At 53.9% G+C, this 18,267-nt stretch carries 14 protein-coding genes; 10 read left to right on the forward strand and 4 right to left on the reverse strand.

Going from position 1 to position 18,267, the window contains the following annotated elements; all coding sequences use genetic code 11:
- Positions 1-2 precede the first annotated feature (2 nt).
- The 3 genes from prmC (at position 3) to TH19_RS06530 (ending at position 3,853) form a co-directional block, all read left to right on the forward strand.
- A complete protein-coding gene (prmC, locus tag TH19_RS06520; RefSeq protein ID WP_258547847.1) occupies positions 3-923 on the forward strand; it encodes a peptide chain release factor N(5)-glutamine methyltransferase in 921 nt (306 codons plus the stop codon).
- A gap of 290 nt (positions 924-1,213) precedes the next feature.
- Complete coding sequence (locus TH19_RS06525; protein ID WP_114101519.1) at positions 1,214-1,999, forward strand: DUF4167 domain-containing protein; 786 nt, start codon at positions 1,214-1,216, stop codon at positions 1,997-1,999.
- Between the two features lie 264 nt (positions 2,000-2,263).
- Entirely contained in the window at positions 2,264-3,853 is a 1,590-nt protein-coding gene (locus tag TH19_RS06530; RefSeq protein WP_114101520.1) for a type IV secretory system conjugative DNA transfer family protein, read from the forward strand.
- Positions 3,854-3,929: 76 nt separating this feature from the next.
- Here the strand turns inward: TH19_RS06530 and TH19_RS06535 are convergent, their stop codons facing one another.
- Positions 3,930-4,694 (reverse strand): MOSC domain-containing protein, encoded by a 765-nt coding sequence (locus TH19_RS06535; RefSeq protein WP_114101562.1) that lies wholly within the window; start codon positions 4,692-4,694, stop codon positions 3,930-3,932.
- A gap of 349 nt (positions 4,695-5,043) precedes the next feature.
- Between TH19_RS06535 and clpB the strand changes: the two genes are divergently transcribed.
- Together clpB and TH19_RS06545 are read left to right on the forward strand one after the other, a co-directional pair.
- A complete protein-coding gene (gene clpB / locus TH19_RS06540) occupies positions 5,044-7,635 on the forward strand; it encodes an ATP-dependent chaperone ClpB (protein ID WP_114101521.1) in 2,592 nt (863 codons plus the stop codon).
- Between the two features lie 132 nt (positions 7,636-7,767).
- Entirely contained in the window at positions 7,768-8,571 is an 804-nt protein-coding gene (locus TH19_RS06545) for a DUF4197 domain-containing protein (RefSeq protein WP_114101522.1), read from the forward strand.
- Here the strand turns inward: TH19_RS06545 and TH19_RS06550 are convergent.
- The 3 genes from TH19_RS06550 to TH19_RS06560 all read right to left on the reverse strand — a co-directional run bounded on the left by TH19_RS06550 (position 8,568) and on the right by TH19_RS06560 (position 11,191).
- Entirely contained in the window at positions 8,568-8,993 is a 426-nt protein-coding gene (locus TH19_RS06550) for an ATP-binding protein (RefSeq protein ID WP_114101523.1), read from the reverse strand. The genes TH19_RS06545 and TH19_RS06550 overlap by 4 nt on opposite strands.
- Before the next feature lie 17 nt (positions 8,994-9,010).
- Positions 9,011-10,831, reverse strand: coding sequence for an AMP-dependent synthetase/ligase (locus TH19_RS06555; RefSeq protein ID WP_114101524.1), 1,821 nt, complete (start codon positions 10,829-10,831; stop codon positions 9,011-9,013).
- A gap of 81 nt (positions 10,832-10,912) precedes the next feature.
- Positions 10,913-11,191: a hypothetical protein gene (locus TH19_RS06560; protein WP_114101525.1), complete on the reverse strand. Its 279-nt coding sequence runs from the start codon at positions 11,189-11,191 to the stop codon at positions 10,913-10,915.
- Between the two features lie 126 nt (positions 11,192-11,317).
- Here TH19_RS06560 and TH19_RS06565 point away from each other — a divergent pair, with 126 nt between their 5' ends.
- The 5 genes from TH19_RS06565 to TH19_RS06585 all read left to right on the forward strand — a co-directional run bounded on the left by TH19_RS06565 (position 11,318) and on the right by TH19_RS06585 (position 18,188).
- Entirely contained in the window at positions 11,318-13,093 is a 1,776-nt protein-coding gene (locus tag TH19_RS06565; RefSeq protein ID WP_114101526.1) for a M3 family oligoendopeptidase, read from the forward strand.
- Position 13,094: 1 nt separating this feature from the next.
- Positions 13,095-14,474, forward strand: coding sequence for an ABC1 kinase family protein (locus TH19_RS06570; RefSeq protein WP_114101527.1), 1,380 nt, complete (start codon positions 13,095-13,097; stop codon positions 14,472-14,474).
- A gap of 716 nt (positions 14,475-15,190) precedes the next feature.
- Positions 15,191-16,354 carry a Re/Si-specific NAD(P)(+) transhydrogenase subunit alpha gene (locus TH19_RS06575; protein WP_114101528.1) on the forward strand — a complete coding sequence of 388 codons (1,164 nt, stop codon included), beginning with the start codon at positions 15,191-15,193 and terminating at the stop codon, positions 16,352-16,354.
- Complete coding sequence (locus TH19_RS06580; RefSeq protein ID WP_114101529.1) at positions 16,347-16,778, forward strand: NAD(P) transhydrogenase subunit alpha part 2; 432 nt, start codon at positions 16,347-16,349, stop codon at positions 16,776-16,778. The genes TH19_RS06575 and TH19_RS06580 overlap by 8 nt, the downstream gene beginning before the upstream one ends.
- A 12-nt stretch (positions 16,779-16,790) precedes the next feature.
- The gene (locus TH19_RS06585; protein WP_114101530.1) at positions 16,791-18,188 is read left to right on the forward strand and encodes an NAD(P)(+) transhydrogenase (Re/Si-specific) subunit beta; all 1,398 of its coding nucleotides are present in this window, start codon (positions 16,791-16,793) and stop codon (positions 18,186-18,188) included.
- The last annotated feature ends 79 nt before the right edge of the window (positions 18,189-18,267 follow it).

The raw sequence follows: 18,267 nt of genomic DNA on the forward strand, positions 1-18,267 counted from the left end.
GCATGACGTCGGGTTCTTCATCCATGCCGGGATCAACACCAACATTGGGCACTCTGATGGCCGAGGGCGTTGCCGCCCTGAATGCAGCCGGGATTGAAAATGCGCGGATGGATACGCGCATTTTGCTGGCGCGTGCAGCGGGTGTTGATGGCGGTCGTATTTCGGCCTGGCCCGAAGATGAAGTATCGGATGAAAAGACCGCGCTTTTTCGTGACATGATTTCGCGACGCATCGGGCATGAACCGGTGGGCCGTATTCTGGGCGAGCGTGATTTTTGGCGGCATACCTTCAAGCTTGCACCCGATACCCTTGAGCCGCGGCCCGATAGTGAAACGCTTGTCGAATGGGCAATTGATTTTCTTGAAGATAATGATGCGCCGAGCATTGTTGATTTCGGAACCGGGACCGGATGCCTGCTATTGTCCGCTCTTGGGGATTTGCCCGGATCAAGCGGGATCGGGCTTGATATCAGCGAAGGTGCTATTGCCTGCGCGCGCGAAAATGCCAAGGCACTTGATCTTGGTGTGCAGGTAGCGTTCCGGGTATCGGATTGGGACAGTGCAATTACCGATGCAGAACGCGCAGCGGGATTTGATCTTGTGATGTCCAATCCGCCCTATATCACGCGTGATGAAATGGAAGCGCTGTCACCCGAGGTGCAGAAATTTGATCCGCGCCGGGCTCTGACCGACGAAGGTGACGGATTGGCCGCCTATCGTGTGTTGTCAAAGGTGGCCTTTGATCTGGCCAAGCCGGGCGGTTTCGTGATTTTCGAGATCGGCCATGGTCAGGAAAAAGACGTTGGACAGTTGCTGGTCGAGGCGGGATTTGTCGGGGTTGAATATCGTGAAGACCTTGGCGGGATTGTACGTTGTGTAGCAGCAAAGAAAACCCGTTGTTCGGTTGGGCGCTGTGTAATCTGAGTTTGACGTCCCTGTGACGTAAAAAAAGCAATTGGCAGTGAAAAAAACAGTTGGAATAACGGATCAAGCCATATAGGTTGGTCTTAACGGGCCGGGTGCCCGACGCGCTTATGAAAGCGCCGTGTTCCCCAGTAAACAGTCAGCAATCTCCGCTCCTTTGATGGATCCGGCAGTTTTGTATGGGTGCCGTTTGTCCGGCGCTGTTTAGCGGGAAATATGTTTTTCAGACGGAGTGGTTCCGGGGTCTATGATACCACCGGATTGTTCTTCAACACCAAAGTCATGTTGATATGAGAAATAACAATAAACGTCCTCGCGGGCGGCAACAGTCTAATAACAAACGTCCAGTAAATCCTAAGTTCCAGAATTTTGACAGCAATGGGCCGGATGGCCGTGTTCGCGGTAACGCCCAGCAGGTCTATGAGAAATATATTTCTCTGGCGAAGGATTGCACGGACGACCCGGTTCTTGCTGAAAACTTCTATCAGCACGCTGAACATTACCACCGCATTCTTCAGGCGGCTCAGGAATGGGAAAACCAGCGTCGTGAAGAACGCGGCGGCGATAATCGTCAGCGCAGCAACAATCGCGGTAACCGCGATGATCGCGCCGATGGCCAGTCCGGTCAGGGCGACGAGGCATCGGGTGATAACACCGAAAACCACGACAATGTGTCTGATGATGGCGGTGTAACCCCGGCAGAGGCAGAACACACTGCCGCCGAGAACACCGACGCAGACGCGGTCGATGAAGTCGAAGAAAAGCCGAAACGCGCGCCGCGTGCACGCCGTACCGACGGCCGCACCACTGGTCGTGGTCGTCCGCGTAAAACGGTTGACGCCGAAGACGCAGGCGAAAACGCCCCGGCAGAATCCGCCAGCGAAGAAGCACCTGCACAAGCAGATGCCGCCGAGCAGGCTGATGAAGGCGAAAAGAAACCGCGCCGTGCCGCAGCCGGTGCAGCCCGTACCCGTGGTCGCCATCCGACCGCACGCCGCGGCCGCAGCCGCGCTGCTGGTCGTGATGACGAAGAAGCTGTTTCTTCGGACGAAGGTTCGGAACCGGTTTCTGCCTGATACGGTTTTTCGACCAAATCAACATGACAAACACCCCTGTAAGTCGATGACTTGCAGGGGTGTTGTCGTTTCGGACCGTGCGCAGGACGGTTGTTCAGTTCTGCCGGTATGGAACTTTGGGGTGATATGTTCGAATATGACGTGCAACCATTGATTATTGTTGATATCAATTTAGGAAAATCACAAATAAATCCGTAAGGTTAATGTCTGTCAGACAGGAACGGGCAAAGCCGACGGAAATGGCGAGTATTCGGGGAGTTGCCAATGGGGGCTGGATTATTTCGGGTCATCATGGTGCTGTTGTGGGCATTGGGCGGTATGATTATCGCGCTTGGGCTTTTCAACGGTGACTATGAGCTGGCCCTGCTTGGCGGTGTGTGTTTCATCATCCCGATGTTCCTGCCTTTGGTCATGCTGGCAGTTAACCGTGCAAGTTCGCCATCTTCGAAATCAAAGCCAAAGATGACCCCGGCACAGGCCGCAAAGCTTAAGGCTGAAGGCCAATGGGCAAAGCGCGAAGATCTGACCGGCCGCAAGCTGCTTGAAGGCAATCCGCCGCTGGTTCTCGGACGCTGGGGCGAAGACAAGCGATTGGTTGGTGCAAGCGGTTTGAAACGCATCATTACCTTTGCTTCCAAGCCCGGCGACTATTATCGGTCATCGGCCGAACCCAATGCGCTTATTCATACGGGCAACCTGTTTGTCTATGAAAGTTTTGGCAATATCTATCGTGCTGTGCATGACCGGCGCAGCAAGATGGGGCAAAAGCTGATTGTGCTTGATCCGCATGGTCAAAGCGGGGCGCAAACAGATCAGTTCAACCCGTTTGATTTCATCCGCCAGCATGGCGAGGGCCAGATTACCGACACCGGATTGATTGCCGATACGCTTCTGGCCCCGATGTTTGTGCAGGAACTTGATGAACAGGAAGTCCGGATTGCCCGTACCCTGTTACAAGGGTTCATCGTTTATACGATCCAGAAAAGCCTGAAGGAAAACCGCAATCTGGCGGAAGTCAGGCGCAACCTGATCATGCCGTCGCACCGGTTCTATAAAATTCTTGAAGAACTGATGGGTATTGATTCTGTCGATGGGCGCATTTCTGATGTCGCGTTGAACATTCTCGACATGACTGAAGATCAACGCATGAAGATCATCGAGGCATGTCGGAATGCCACTGCCGAGTTCGATCACCCGCAAATTTCCCGCCTGATCAGTTCGAGCAGCTTTACGATTGACGATGTTGTTTCAGGCGGCGTTTCGATTTTTGTCATTGGGCAACTGGGCGGTGAAACACCCGATGTACAGCCATCCTTTAGCCGGGTGATGCTGGCCGGGATCATGAATATGATCAATCAGCGTGCATGGAAGTCCGGCGATCCGGAATTTCTGGTGTTGATGGACGGGGTTGAGCGTGTTGGCCGTATGCCATTGTTCGAACGTCTTCTGGGCGGTGGATATGGCGATGGAATGATCGTCTGGCCTGGCTTTAGTGGCGTAAGCGGCCTGATGGATGTGTGCTTGAACTGGGAAAATGTCGTCGGGCGGGTCGATGCGCTTTGCGTGTTTGGTCAGGAAGGTGCGTTTAACCTTGATTGGGTTTCCGGCCTGACGGCAATGTCGCGGTTTGATGATACCGGCGGTGGTTCGGATACGACGCGCCCGGTTCACCTGCGCCCCCAGGACAATCAACCGATCCTGCGCTCAGCCGAGGTTGCCCGTTTCCCCAAAGAGGAACAGATATTGTTCCGCAAGGGATGCCCGCCAATACGGGGCTGGCGCCTTGACTGGCATCATGATGAAATGTTCTCGGGGCTGGCGGTGCATGCGCCAACCTTTAATTCCGACGAATAGTTTGGTGGCGATCTGAACAAAGCAAACGGGCTTGCCAGACGGTCTCCGTCACCGGCAAGCCCGAAGATGTTGTTTGTCAGGAAATGGTAATCGCGTCGCCCGGCTTGATGGTGACGTCATCAAGGGCCTCGACATAGATGCCCATGTAAAGATGGTTTACACCCTTGCGCAGCATCAAGGGCACGTTGATGTCCGATACTGCCGTGTCGGGATTGACGCTGGTGGCCTTGCACCGGGTGATCGGATGGATAAACCGGAAGGATGCGCCATTGATCTTGATGATCTGGCCTTCTTCCAATTCCAGTTCTTTCCAGGGATCAAGCCCGTCAATCAGGATGTTGCCACGGAACCGCATCGGGTCGATTTCCGATTGCACGATACGGGTGCCGAAATCGCGGATGGATGCAAGGTTAAGGATCGAGATATAGGGTTCTTTCATGTCGCCAAACTGGGTATCGGGAACCGAATAGATTTTCGGTGTACCGGCAACATCGTTTTTCAGAAACGCCTTCAGGAAATCCTCGATTACGGTGCGGCCCATTGCGTCATCAAGCTTGCCCTTGCAGATCGCGCGACCATTGCGAAGAACGGTCAGAGTTGACGTATCTGCATCATACTCGGTGCCGAGTTCTGCCAGCTTGGGCGTGTTGACCAGTTGCAGGAAGTTGCTTTTGCGGACCCATTCCTGAACTCCGTCCTGACCAAGCGATGACTGGGTGCCAATGACAAACCGGCGGTCATCGCTGATCATCTTGTGGGCAGAGATATGAGCTTCGGGCATATCAATGCCGCGCATTCCCTTAACCGGGTATCTTTTGATGGCTTTGATCTCGACCGTCATGTTCCGTTTTCCTGTATGGCGCTTTGGCATGTGTTATTTGGGACGACTCACATGCTGATTGGGTGACGTTAGAACGTTGTTTTGGCAAGGGCAACCCTGACGCGTGCGTATATTTCATGCGCATCGACTGCAAGCTGGAATAATGCCAGAAATCCGTGTTGCAATGCACAATTAATTCTTGCAACTTTTGTAGGGGTATCTGGTTGCAAACGCGCTAGACTGAGACATATCAATGTTGTCGCTGTCGAAATAATCTATAATTTTAGAATTCGGCAATGACGCCAAGGCAGTGGATGCTTCCAAGAAGGTCCATATCGTTTGAATACTGTTGGCTCAAGGAGTGACAGGAATGGAATTCGAAAAGTTTACGGACCGGTCCAAAGGGTTTTTGCAGTCCGCGCAGTCGCTTGCGCTTCGCGAAAATCATCAGCAATTTGTGCCGATCCATCTGCTCAAGGTGCTGCTGGATGACGAAGAAGGTCTGGCAGCCAATCTGATCAAGGCAGCGGGTGGTAAGCCCAAGCTTGCCCAGGAACGTTGCGCGCAGGAAATGGCAAAGCTGCCAAAGGTTTCCGGCGGCAATGGCCAGATTTATCTTTCATCCGAATTTGCGCGTCTGATTGATCAGGCACAGGAAGTCGCCAAGAAAGCCGGTGACAGCTATGTCACGGCTGAACGGTTGCTGTTGACCATCGCACTTGATCCGAAATCGACCGCGGGCAAGGTGCTTGCCGATGCCGGTGTTACGGCGCAAAGCCTGAATGGGGCGATTAATGACATCCGCAAGGGTCGCACAGCCGACAGTGCCGGTGCTGAAAACCAGTATGACGCCCTTAAGAAATATGCCCGCGATCTGACCGAGGCTGCGCGCGAAGGTAAACTTGATCCGGTGATTGGACGTGACGAGGAAATCCGCCGTGCGGTTCAGGTTCTGTCACGCCGGACCAAGAACAACCCGGTGATGATCGGTGAACCCGGTGTCGGTAAAACCGCAATTGCCGAAGGTCTGGCTTTGCGGATCGTGAAGGGTGACGTGCCTGAAACCCTGAAGGAAAAGAAACTTCTGTCGCTTGACCTTGGGGCGCTGATTGCCGGGGCCAAATTCCGTGGCGAGTTTGAGGAACGTCTGAAAGCAGTCCTGAGCGAAATCGAAGCAGAGGCTGGTCAGGTCATTCTGTTCATTGACGAGTTGCACACCCTTGTTGGTGCGGGCAAGGCCGAAGGATCAATGGATGCGTCCAACCTTCTGAAGCCGGCACTGGCACGTGGTGAGCTGCATTGCGTTGGTGCGACCACACTCGATGAATATCGCCAGCATATCGAAAAGGACGCGGCGCTGGCCCGGCGTTTCCAGCCGGTCTTTGTGTCTGAACCGTCGGTCAGCGATACGGTATCGATCCTGCGTGGCATCAAGGACAAATACGAACTTCATCACGGGGTTCGCATTGCCGATGCGGCACTGGTGGCAGCAGCAACCCTTTCAAACCGTTACATTACGGATCGTTTCCTGCCGGACAAGGCGATTGATCTGATGGATGAGGCATCATCGCGTCTTCGGATGGAACTGGATTCCAAGCCCGAGGAAATCGATGAACTTGACCGTCGTATCATTCAGCTCAAGATCGAACGTGAAGCTTTGAAAAAGGAAGACGATGGCGCGTCGAAAGACCGTCTTGGTCGTCTTGAAAAAGAGCTGAGCGAGCTTGAAGGCAAATCGACCCTTTTGACGGCGAAGTGGGAAGCCCAGAAAACCGAACTGGCGGCATCGACCCATATCAAGGAGCAGCTTGACCAGGCACGTAGCGAACTTGAACGTGCGATGCGTGATGGCAAGCTCGAACGTGCTGGGCAGCTTCAATATGAAGAAATCCCGGCACTTGAACGGTTGCTTGTAAAGGCCGAGGAAGATCAGGCCGACGGCATGAAGGAAGAAGCGGTTACTGAAAAGCATATCGCATCCATCGTGTCGCGCTGGACGGGTATTCCGGTCGACAAGATGCTTGAAGGCGAACGTGAAAAGCTTCTGGAAATGGAAGACACGTTGCGTAAACGGGTTGTTGGTCAGGATGATGCCGTTCGGTCGATCTCGAACGCGGTACGTCGTGCCCGTGCCGGGCTTCAGGACCCGAACCGGCCGATTGGCTCGTTCCTGTTCCTTGGTCCGACCGGGGTTGGCAAGACCGAACTGACCAAGGCACTTGCGCAGTTCCTGTTTGATGATGAACAGGCCATGGTGCGGATTGATATGTCCGAGTTCATGGAAAAGCATGCGGTCGCCCGTCTGATTGGTGCGCCTCCGGGCTATGTCGGCTATGAGGAAGGTGGTTCACTGACCGAGGCTGTGCGTCGTCGTCCGTATCAGGTTGTGCTGTTTGACGAGGTTGAAAAGGCACATCCCGATGTGTTCAACGTCCTGCTTCAGGTTCTTGACGAAGGTCGTTTGACCGACGGACAGGGACGGGTTGTCGATTTCCGCAATACGCTGATCATTTTGACCTCGAACCTGGGCGGTGAAATCCTTGCCAACCAGCAACCGGGTCATGACAGTGGCGAAGTCCGCAAACAGGTCATGGAAATCGTTCGGGCATCGTTCCGTCCCGAATTCCTGAACCGTCTGGATGAAACCATCCTGTTCCATCGTTTGCAGCGCGAACAGATGGGCAAGATTGTCGATATCCAGTTGGGCCGACTTGAAAAGCTTCTGTTCGATCGCAAGATCGACCTTAAACTTGACGAGGATGCCAAGGATTGGCTGGCCGAAAAGGGCTATGACCCGATCTATGGGGCGCGTCCGCTTAAACGGGTTATTCAGCGATATCTGCAAAACCCGCTGGCGATGCAAATTCTTGAAGGAACGATCAAGGATGGCGATACGGTTCCGGTATCAACCGAGGCCAATGACCTTTTGCTTAATGGCAAGAAGGTCGAGGTCGTTGAATAAGACCGCCTGAAATCTTATGTGCAGAACCCCGGTATTAACCGGGGTTTTGTCTTTTTTGGGTCATGATTATTGGGCATCATCACGGTGCAAGAAATCTGCACCTTAAAACAACCAGGAACACCGGGACACTTCATGCAGTCACATCCGTTTCGCACAATCCGTCGTACCAGCATCGTCGTGCTGGGAACTGCCATCATGGTGGCGGGCCTGTCCCAGCCTTCGTTTGCCCAGTCATTTTTTGACAAGGCCAAGCAGACCTTGGGCGAGGCCCTGAACTCCACGACGACGGGCAGTTCATCAGGATCAACCAGTTCGGCGATTTCTGCATTATCGTCGGACACGGTCGAGCAGGGCCTTAAACAGGCGCTTGATATCGGTGTTGGTCTGGTGACCGATCAGCTTGGTGCAAAAGATGGCTTTAATGCCGATCCGGTGGCGCATATCCCGTTGCCTGAAAGTGTCAAAACCGCGCAAAAGCTTTTAAGTGCGGCCGGGCTTGGCAGTTATGCCGATGAAATCGAACTGCGCATGAACCGCGCAGCCGAACAGACCATGAATGATGCGGGGGACATCCTGCTGAATGCGGTCAAGCAAATGACGGTTGCCGATGCCAAGGGCATTCTCGAAGGGCCCGATGATGCCGCAACCAGCTATCTGCGTCGTGTATCGGGTTCGGACATTGAAAGCCGGTTGCGCCCGGTGATCACGGATGCGTTGTCTGAAACCGGGGCACTGTCGCTTTATGACCAGATGGTCGGACAGTATGACACCTTGCCTTTTGTGCCGGATTTGAAGGCGTCACTGACCGATCATGCGACGGATAAGGCAATGGAGGGCCTGTTCCACTACATCGCCCTTCAGGAAGCAGACATTCGATCCGATCCGACCCGCTGGACAACCGACATCCTCAAAAAGGTGTTCTCGGCGGCGAACTAGCGATATTCGGCAGGAAGGTCTTCCCAGCGGTCGCGCATATCTTCAAGGGTCTCGTCCGGGACCTGATGAATGCTGCCGAAACGGGCGTGGCATTCAACAATCTGAAGCGGCACGTCCAGATGCTTGGCCATATCGATATAGGCCTTCATTTCCCAGAAACGGGTGAAGGTGTTCGAGATGACGACATTCCTGCCGTCTTCAAGTGCCTCGCGGCATTGGGCTTCGCATTTGGCGTGGGTCTGTTTGAGGCGGCGGATATCAAAATCATAGAAACCCTGCCGGTCGACCATGAACATGTCGGCTTCAAGATGCACGGCATCGGTTGCCGACGCCAGATGGGCCGCCAAAGTCGATTTTCCTGATCCGGGAAGGCCCCGGATCAGGGTCAGTGTCTGGTTCTTTGCGTTTTGGGCCTTGGGCATTTTATCGATAGGTGCCCTTACTGGCCTTGGCGCTTGCGCTGATAAAGACCGTCAAGCTGCTTGGCATAAGCTTCGCGGATTTTATGACGGCGGATTTTCATCGACGGGGTCAGCATTTCATTGTCGATGGTAAAGGCGGCTTCAGCGAACATGAAGCTGCGGACTTTTTCAATCGTCGACAGGCGCTTGTTCACCCGGTCGATGGCTTCGCGAATGATTTTGCGGAAATCCTCGTTTTTCGAGAGTTCGTCAATATCGTTGGCGATCTTATTCTCGCGGGCAAATTCGCGCATGAAATCTTCTTCGGGCCAGATGACCGCAACCAGATAGGGCAGGGCATCACCATAGACCATGGCCTGCGAAATCTCGGTTTCAAGTGTCATCAGGCCTTCGATCCGCTGGGGCGAGATATTGTCGCCGCCAGAATTGACGATGATGTCCTTCTTGCGGTCCGTGATCATCAGGCTGCCTTCTTCGTCAAACATCCCGATATCACCGGTATGAAGCCAGCCATTAACAATGGTTGCTGCCGTAACATCGGGCAGGTTCCAATAGCCCTTCATCATGCTTTCGCCGCGCAAAAGGATTTCGCCGTCCGGAGCGATCTGGACCTTGGCGCCAACCATGGGCGGGCCGACAGTGCGAAGCTTGTTGTTTTCAGCACGGTTGCACGAAACAACCGGGGCAAATTCGGTTTGGCCGTAACCCTGCAGAATGCGGATGCCGCAAGATACAAACAGGACGCCCAATTCATAGTTCAGTGGCCCGCCACCCGAAACCATGGCCTTGATCCGGCCACCGAACCGCTGGCGCAACTTGCGGCGCAAAAGAAGCTCGCAGGCAAGGTTCTGGAACTTTTCGATGAAGGTAAGGCGTTCCTTTTCGTAGGTTTTTCGACCCAGGCGAAGGGTCAGATCAAACAGCTTTTGCTTGATGCCGCCTTCTTTTTCGACCATGCGGCTCATACGCTGATAAAGCATTTCATAAAGGCGCGGTACGGCGGTCATGATGGTCGGGCGCACCTCTGCAAGGTTTGCGGCCAGCTTTTCAAGTCCTTCGGCATAGTAAATCTGTGCGCCGATACTCATCGGGAAATAAAGCCCGGCGGTATGTTCATAGGAATGCGACAGCGGCAGGAACGACAGGAAAATTTCATCTTCGATGCCAAGGGTATCAATAATGTCAAACGCACCCATGCAGTTTGACAGGATTGCCCCGTGGCTCAACATCACGCCCTTGGGCGATCCGCCAGTACCCGACGTATAGATCAGGCAGGCCAGATCATCGCGTTTGATGCCGTCAACCCAGGCGTCAACATTGCTGGCAAGACCGCGGCCCTTGGCAATCAGATCGTCCCAGCGTGAAATGGTGATATCACCGACAAAGCTTTGACCCCATTCTTCCATCATGATGGCATGGCGGCAGCGCCCGCTATCGAGGGCGGCATGCAGGAAGGGCTGGGCAAGTTTCTTGGTCGAAATAATCGCGGTGGCCGCACCACTGTCTTCAATCGCGTGCAAATGATCGCGTTCGGTATTGGTGGTATAGGCCGGAACCGTCAACGCGCCGACGCACATGATGGCAAGATCGGCAATACCCCATTCCGTCCGGTTTTCCGAAACCAGCAACACACGATCACCGGGACGCACGCCGATGTCATAAAGCGAACGGGCAAGGGCGCGCACCTGATCAGCGGCCTCTAGCCAGGTGGTGGGCGCAAATTCATTGGTTTCGCTGTTTTTGGTCCAAAGAAACGGCGCGTCACCATATTTTTTGGCCTGTGCGAAAAACATCGAGGGCAAGTTTCGCCAGTCGGCATAATCCTGCAAGCTCGTCATGACATTTCCTTGCCTTGTTATCTTTTCCCGTGGTCGGCAATCTTCGGGTTGCCCTGATCTGGTATGTTCTATTCAAATCGTTCATACCGGCTCAGATGCAAGCGTGATGAATTTAAATGAACGTTCCAAGACAATTTTGTTATCAGGGATTGCATCATTTCGCAGCCGGAAAATGACGAATTTATGCGCGCTGTGATCTCTTTCCGCTGGCAACCCCGAATTTTCAGATAAATTTTCACGCAATTGTGCACGTGATGACGTGTTCTGAACAAATTGTCGGGGCATCTTATGACGGTTTGCTGTTGTTCGGATCGACCGGAACGATATGATCGGTTTCATGGCCCGCAGGGTGATCGTCATTCAGGACTGGTGATATGGCATCAAGCAGCTATATATCGGTATCGGGTTGCGATTGCGCGACATGTGAACCATGTCCGGGCAAGCAGGGGCGCAGTACGAGATTAGAATAGAGTGTCTGGAGGACAAATGAACGCGATCAACAAGAATTTGCCGACCTGGGATCTGACGGATCTCTATAACGATCCAAAAGACCCGGCTATCCGGCGCGATCTTGATGATGCCAAGGCGCGCAGCCAAGCGTTCCAGCAAAGCAATCAGGGCAAACTGAACGATCTTTCCGGCGCCGAACTGGCCGCCGCCATTGCCGAATATGAAGCCATCAGCGAGATTTGCGGCAAGATCGGTTCCTTTGCGCAGCTTCTTTATGCTGGTGACAGTGCCGATCCGGCCATTGGCCAGTTCTATCAGTCCGTTCAGGAAGAAATGACCGCCATTTCCAGCCTGTCGCTGTTCTTCGGGCTTGAAATCAACCGGATCGAAGACGATGCCCTTGATGCGAAATATGCCGAAAGCGAAGAGCTGCGCCGTTATCGCCCGTGGCTGAGTGAAAACCGTGCTTTCCGTCCGCATCAGCTTTCGGACGAGGTCGAGCAGGTTCTGCATGAACGCCGTGTCGCCGGATCAAGCGCCTGGGTGCGCCTGTTTGACCAGACCATGGCCGATCTGCGGTTCCCGATTGATGGCAATGACCTGACCATGTCGGACGTATCGAACATGCTGTCCTCGACCAAGGTCGAAGACCGCAAAAAGGCAGCCAAGTCGATTGGTGACATTCTTGGCAAAAACATCAAATTGCTGGCGCATATCACCAATACCCTTGCCAAGGACAAGGAAATTGATGATCGCCTGCGCAAATTCGCAACCCCGGTTTCTTCGCGCAACCTGTCCAACCAGGTCGAAGACGATGTGGTTGATGCGCTTAATACCGCGGTTAAAAACAGCCATGCCGATCTGTCGCACCGTTATTACCGCCTGAAGGCGAAATGGTTCGGTGTTGATCAGCTTGATTACTGGGATCGCAACGCGCCGCTTCCGGATGATGATGATCGTCTGATTGACTGGGATACTGCGCGTTCGACCGTTCTTAAGGCCTATGGCGAATTTTCGCCGGAACTGGCCGCGGTTGGTCAGAAATTCTTTGATAATCCCTGGATCGACGTCCCGCCGCGTGCGGGCAAGTCATCGGGGGCCTTTGCTCATCCGACGGTGCCGTCGGCACATCCTTATTTGCTGTTGAATTATCATGGCAAGACGCGTGATGTGATGACGCTTGCCCACGAACTGGGCCATGGCGTGCATCAGGTTCTTGCTGGCGAACATGGCTATTTCCTGTCTGACACGCCACTGACGCTTGCGGAAACCGCATCGGTATTTGGCGAAATGCTGACCTTCCAGTCGATGCTGCGCTCGGAATCCAATCCGAAGATGAAACGCATCATGCTGGCCAGCAAGGTTGAGGATATGCTCAACACCGTGGTGCGTCAGATCGCGTTCTTTGAATTTGAAAAACGCGTCCATGACAAGCGCCGCGAAGGCGAATTGACCGTTGATGAGATCTGCGACATCTGGCTTTCCGTACAGCATGAAAGTCTGGGCGATGCCATCCGGTATGAAGACGAGTACAAATATTACTGGTCCTACATTCCGCACTTCATCCATTCGCCGTTCTATGTGTATGCCTATGCCTTTGGCGATTGCCTTGTGAACTCGCTTTACGATGTTTACGAAAACGCCGAAGACGGCTTCCAGCAGAAATATCTTGATATGCTGAAAGCTGGTGGCACCAAGCATCACAAGGAACTTCTGGCACCGTTCGGGCTTGATGCAACCGACCCGGCCTTCTGGCAACGTGGTCTGAATATGCTCAAACGTATGATCGACGAGCTGGAGGAGCTTTCCTGATATGAGTGCAGACGACGATGATTTTACCGTCCCTTCCGAAGAAAACCGGTTTGGCGGGCGGGTTCGTCGTTATGCAAAGGTGGGGGCGTCGGCCAGCAAGCTGGCTGCACGCCTTGCCACCGGAAAGGTGTTCGGCGGCGAAATCGATCATGCGAAATACGCCGCCGAACTGACCGCTGCCTTGGGCGGGCTTAAGGGCCCGTTGATGAAGGTCGCCCAAATTCTGTCGACCATCCCCGATGCCATGCCGCGCGAATATAGTCAGGCCCTGGCACAGCTTCAGGCCGATGCACCCAGCATGGGCTGGCTGTTTGTCAAACGCCGGATGCGCAGTGAACTTGGTGCCGGATGGCAATCAAACTTTACCGAATTCAGCCACGAGGCGGTGGCGGCCGCGTCATTGGGGCAGGTGCATAAAGCAACCTTGCCCGATGGGCGCGAAGTGGCCTGCAAGCTGCAATATCCCGATATGTCGGCAACCGTGGAAGCAGATCTGAAGCAATTGCGTGCGGCTTTTGCCATCTATAAGCGTTATGACAGCGCGATTGATGCCGGCAATATTCAGGATGAACTCAGTGCGCGCCTGCGCGAGGAACTTGATTACGCCCGCGAAGCCAAACATATGCGCCTGTATGGTCATATGCTTGCCAATGAGGCCACCGTGCATGTGCCCGAACCGGTTGATGATCTGACCACCAGCCGCCTTTTGACCATGACATGGCAAACCGGGCAGAAGTTTCAAAAGTTCCTTGATAGTACCCCGGATCAGGATGCACGCAATGCCGTGGCCTTAAATATGTTCCGGGCCTGGTATGTGCCGTTTTATCGGTACGGCGTGATCCATGGGGACCCGCATCTGGGTAACTACACCTTGCGCGATGACCTGTCGGTCAATCTTCTGGATTTCGGCTGTATCCGTATCTTCAAGCCCGATTTCGTCAATGCCGTGATCACGCTCTACGAGGCCCTTCGCGACAAGGACGAGGAGAAGGCAGTTGCAGCCTATGAAAGCTGGGGCTTTGAAGCACCGTCACGCGAACTGATTGATGTTTTGAATATCTGGGCCAGCTTTGTTTATGGCCCGATCCTTGATGACCGTGAACGCAAGATGGGTGAAACCAACTCGGTCGCCTATGGGGCCGAGGTCGCCGCCAAGGTCCATCAGGAATTGCGTCGTGTCGGCGGGGTAAAGCCGCCGCGTGAATTTGTGCTGGTGGATCGTGCCGCCGTCGGGCTTGGCGCGGTGTTCCTGCGCCTTGATGCGCATGTGAACTGGTATCGCCTGTTCCATGATCTGGTGGGTGATTTTGATGTTGCGGCACTCGAATCCCGTCAGAAACAGGCGCTTGATCTGATCGGGCTGGAACGTCCGGACGTCTGATTACGGCTGTTGACCACAGACGATTCGACTTTTCACATGCGGAATCGGGTCTGATTTTACGTATTTCGACCGCGTTCTGACCCGGTTTCAGATAAAAAAGTCACCCGGTTTCCAAAAAAATTGCGAAGTTTTTTCGCGAACCTTTTCCCCTTTTTTGCGTTTCCCAATCAAGGCCATTTTGGCATTTGATACAGACTCCTGCGTTTATTTGTAAGATAATGTTCACTTACTGCGTGGGGTGAAAATAGGGGAAACTGCGGGAAATCAAAGATCTATTACCTGTCGGACGGGATAAGGACCTGTTCCGTGGTGGAAATAAAATGTGCGAATTTCCGCACATGGATGATTTTTGATTATGTTAATCGATATTTGGTTAAAGTGATTTTTTGTCGGTTTTTGATATTGAGGTTGTGGGTAGGAAATCGCATCTTGCTTTCAACGCAGACATGGCAGGGCGTCATTGATTGTTTGTCCTGAGCACCGATGGCGGGTGGGACCTGACATGTCACCAAGGCTTTATGCCTCGGAATGCGTGGTGGGAAAGTGGGCGGTTTCTTCTGCATTTGCTGGAAGAACCGCCTTTTTTCTTTCCGGGCAAGGGTGCCGGTAGCCGGGTTCAAAACGGGGTGCGTGATGACACTTCGAAACCGGTTACTTCGCAATAAGAACAAGAATTACCGTGCTTACCGTTACATTAGGGAAGGAGGTCTAACGCGATGAAACTGGCCGTTCCAAAGGAAATATGGCCCGGAGAGAAGCGCGTTGCCGTCACACCCGAGACTGTCAAAAAGTTGAAGTCTTTGGGGTTTGACGTCGCAATTGAGGCTGGTGCCGGAATTGACGCCGCCATACCGGATGATCGCTTTGTCGATGCCGGTGCAACTATTGTCAAAACAATGAAAGCCACCGTGAAGGATGCCGATGTCATCTTCAAGGTGCGCCCACCTGTCATTGATGGCAAAACCAACGAATTGACGGCTTATAAAAAGGGTGCGGCTGTTGTCGCCCTGTTAGAGCCCTATGATCGCAAAGACCTGATCAATGCGATGGCTGCGGCCGGTGTGGATGGATATTCCATGGAACTGATGCCGCGTATTTCGCGTGCCCAGTCGATGGATGTGCTGTCGTCGCAATCCAATCTTGCCGGATATCGCGCCGTTCTTGATGCGGCCCATGAATTTGGCCGCATTTATCCGATGATGATGACCGCGGCGGGCACGTTGGCGCCGGCACGTGTTGTTATTGTCGGGGCCGGTGTTGCGGGCCTTCAGGCCATTGCAACCGCCAAGCGCCTTGGTGCCGTTGTTTCGGCATTTGATGTGCGCCCGGCCGTCAAGGAACAGGTCCAGTCCCTTGGTGGCACCTTTATTGAAGTCGAAGACGACAATGCATCTGATGCAGAAACCTCTGGTGGTTATGCCAAGGAAATGTCGGACGACTACAAGAAAAAGCAGGCTGACAAGCTTAAGGAAGTTCTGGCCAAATCCGATATCGTCATTACGACCGCCCTTATTCCCGGTCGTCCGGCCCCGGAAATTGTCACAGCCGACATGGTTGCGGGCATGAAGCCGGGTTCGGTGATCATTGACCTTGCCGCTGAACGCGGTGGCAACGTTGCGGGTGTCAAGCTTGGTGAAACGGTTATGACCGAAAATGGCGTCAAGCTGATTGGTCCTGCAAACATCACAAGCTCGGTCGCGACCGATGCAACCGCGATGTATGCCAAGAACCTTTTGAACTTCATCACCCTTTCTGTCGACAAGGACAAGGGCGCACTGGTGTTTAACGGCGAAGACCAGATCATTGCCGAAACCAGACTGACCCATGACGGAAAGGTCGTACATCCGAAATTCGGCGGGGAGGAGGTCGCAAATGGCTGATCAATCCGTAGCCCAGAATGCAAATGAACTGCGCGACGCCGCTCTTGGTCTGGCGGAAAAGGCCGCACAGCTTGCCGATAGTCTGGCAAGTGGTGCAAGTGATGCGGCAAACACCGCCACAGTCGCGGTCCAGGGATCGGGTGTCAGCCCGACTGTCCTTGGCCTGACTGTGTTCGTGCTGGCCTGCTTTGTTGGCTATTACGTCGTGTGGAAAGTTACCCCGGCCCTTCATTCACCCCTGATGGCGGTTACCAACGCCATTTCGTCGGTGATTATTGTCGGTGCGCTTCTTGCAGCAGGCCCGGTGGAGATGAACTTCTCCAAGATGATGGGCTTTATCGCGGTGGTGTTGGCGTCGATCAACATCTTTGGTGGCTTCATCGTCGCCCAGCGCATGCTGCATATGTTCAAGAAAAAGAAGTAGGGGGAACACACAATGTCGGAAAACCTATCGGCTTTCCTGTATCTGGTGGCCTCGGTCTGCTTCATTCTGTCGTTGCGCGGCCTGTCGTCACCTGAATCTGCCCGGACCGGGAACATCCTTGGCATGGTGGGTATGGCAATTGCCATCTTTACCACGCTGGCATCCCCGTCTGTGCTGTCTTACACCACCATCATTGTCGGTATCCTGATCGGCGGTGCCATCGGTACGGTCATCGCGCTCAAGATCCAGATGACTGCCCTGCCACAGCTTGTTGCGGCCTTCCACTCGCTCGTGGGTCTGGCAGCGGTGTTTGTTGCCGGTGCGGCCCTTTATTCGCCGGGGGCCTATGGTCTTGGTACGGCGGGCAATATTGGGGCGGCCAGCCTGATTGAAATGGGTCTTGGTGTTGCCATTGGTGCGATCACCTTTACCGGGTCGCTTGTCGCCTTTGGCAAGTTGCAGGGCATCGTTTCGGGGACGCCGGTGCGCTTCCCGGGGCAGCATATGCTTAACCTGTGCATCGGGATCGGCATTGTTGTCTTTGCCATCATTCTGGTCACAACCGAAAGCCACACGGCTTTCTGGATCCTGGTTGCGCTTGCCCTTGTTCTTGGCATCACGCTGATCATTCCGATTGGCGGGGCGGACATGCCGGTTGTTGTTTCCATGCTGAACTCCTATTCCGGTTGGGCAGCATGTGGCATCGGCTTTACCCTTCAGAACAATGCACTGATCATTACCGGTGCGCTGGTGGGTGCGTCGGGCGCGATCCTGTCCTACATCATGTGCAAGGGCATGAACCGTTCGATCTTCAATGTCATCTTTGGTGGCTTCGGGGCCGAGGGCGAAGCAGCATCAGGCGGCGGTGGCGATAGCGACCGTGCGGTGAAATCCGGTTCGGCCGATGATGCATCCTTCATCATGAAAAACGCCTCAAGCGTGATCATCGTTCCGGGTTACGGCATGGCCGTGGCACAGGCGCAGCATGCGCTTCGTGAAATGGCCGATATCCTCAAGGCCGAGGGTGTCAATGTCCGCTATGCCATCCATCCGGTGGCAGGTCGTATGCCGGGTCACATGAACGTGCTTCTGGCCGAGGCCAATGTTCCCTACGACGACGTTCTGGAAATGGAAGAAATCAACCGTGATTTCGGTTCCGCCGACGTTGCCTTTGTCATCGGGGCAAACGACATCACCAACCCGGCCGCCAAGACCGATCCGGCCAGCCCGATCTTTGGTATGCCGATTCTTGAAGTCGAAAAGGCCAAAACGGTCCTGTTCATCAAGCGCGGCATGGCTGCCGGTTATGCCGGTATCCAGAACGAACTGTTCTTCAAGGACAACACCATGATGCTGTTTGGTGACGCCAAAAAGATGTGCGAAGAAATCGTCATGCATCTCGATAACTGATCGAACCATCCGGTTTGAAAATGAAGAAGGCGGCTCTGATAGGGCCGCCTCAGATTGCTGACGAACCCCGTCTTTTTCA

This window comes from Thalassospira profundimaris (assembly GCF_003326675.1).
In the GTDB taxonomy this organism is placed as follows: Bacteria; Pseudomonadota; Alphaproteobacteria; order Rhodospirillales; family Thalassospiraceae; genus Thalassospira; species Thalassospira aquimaris.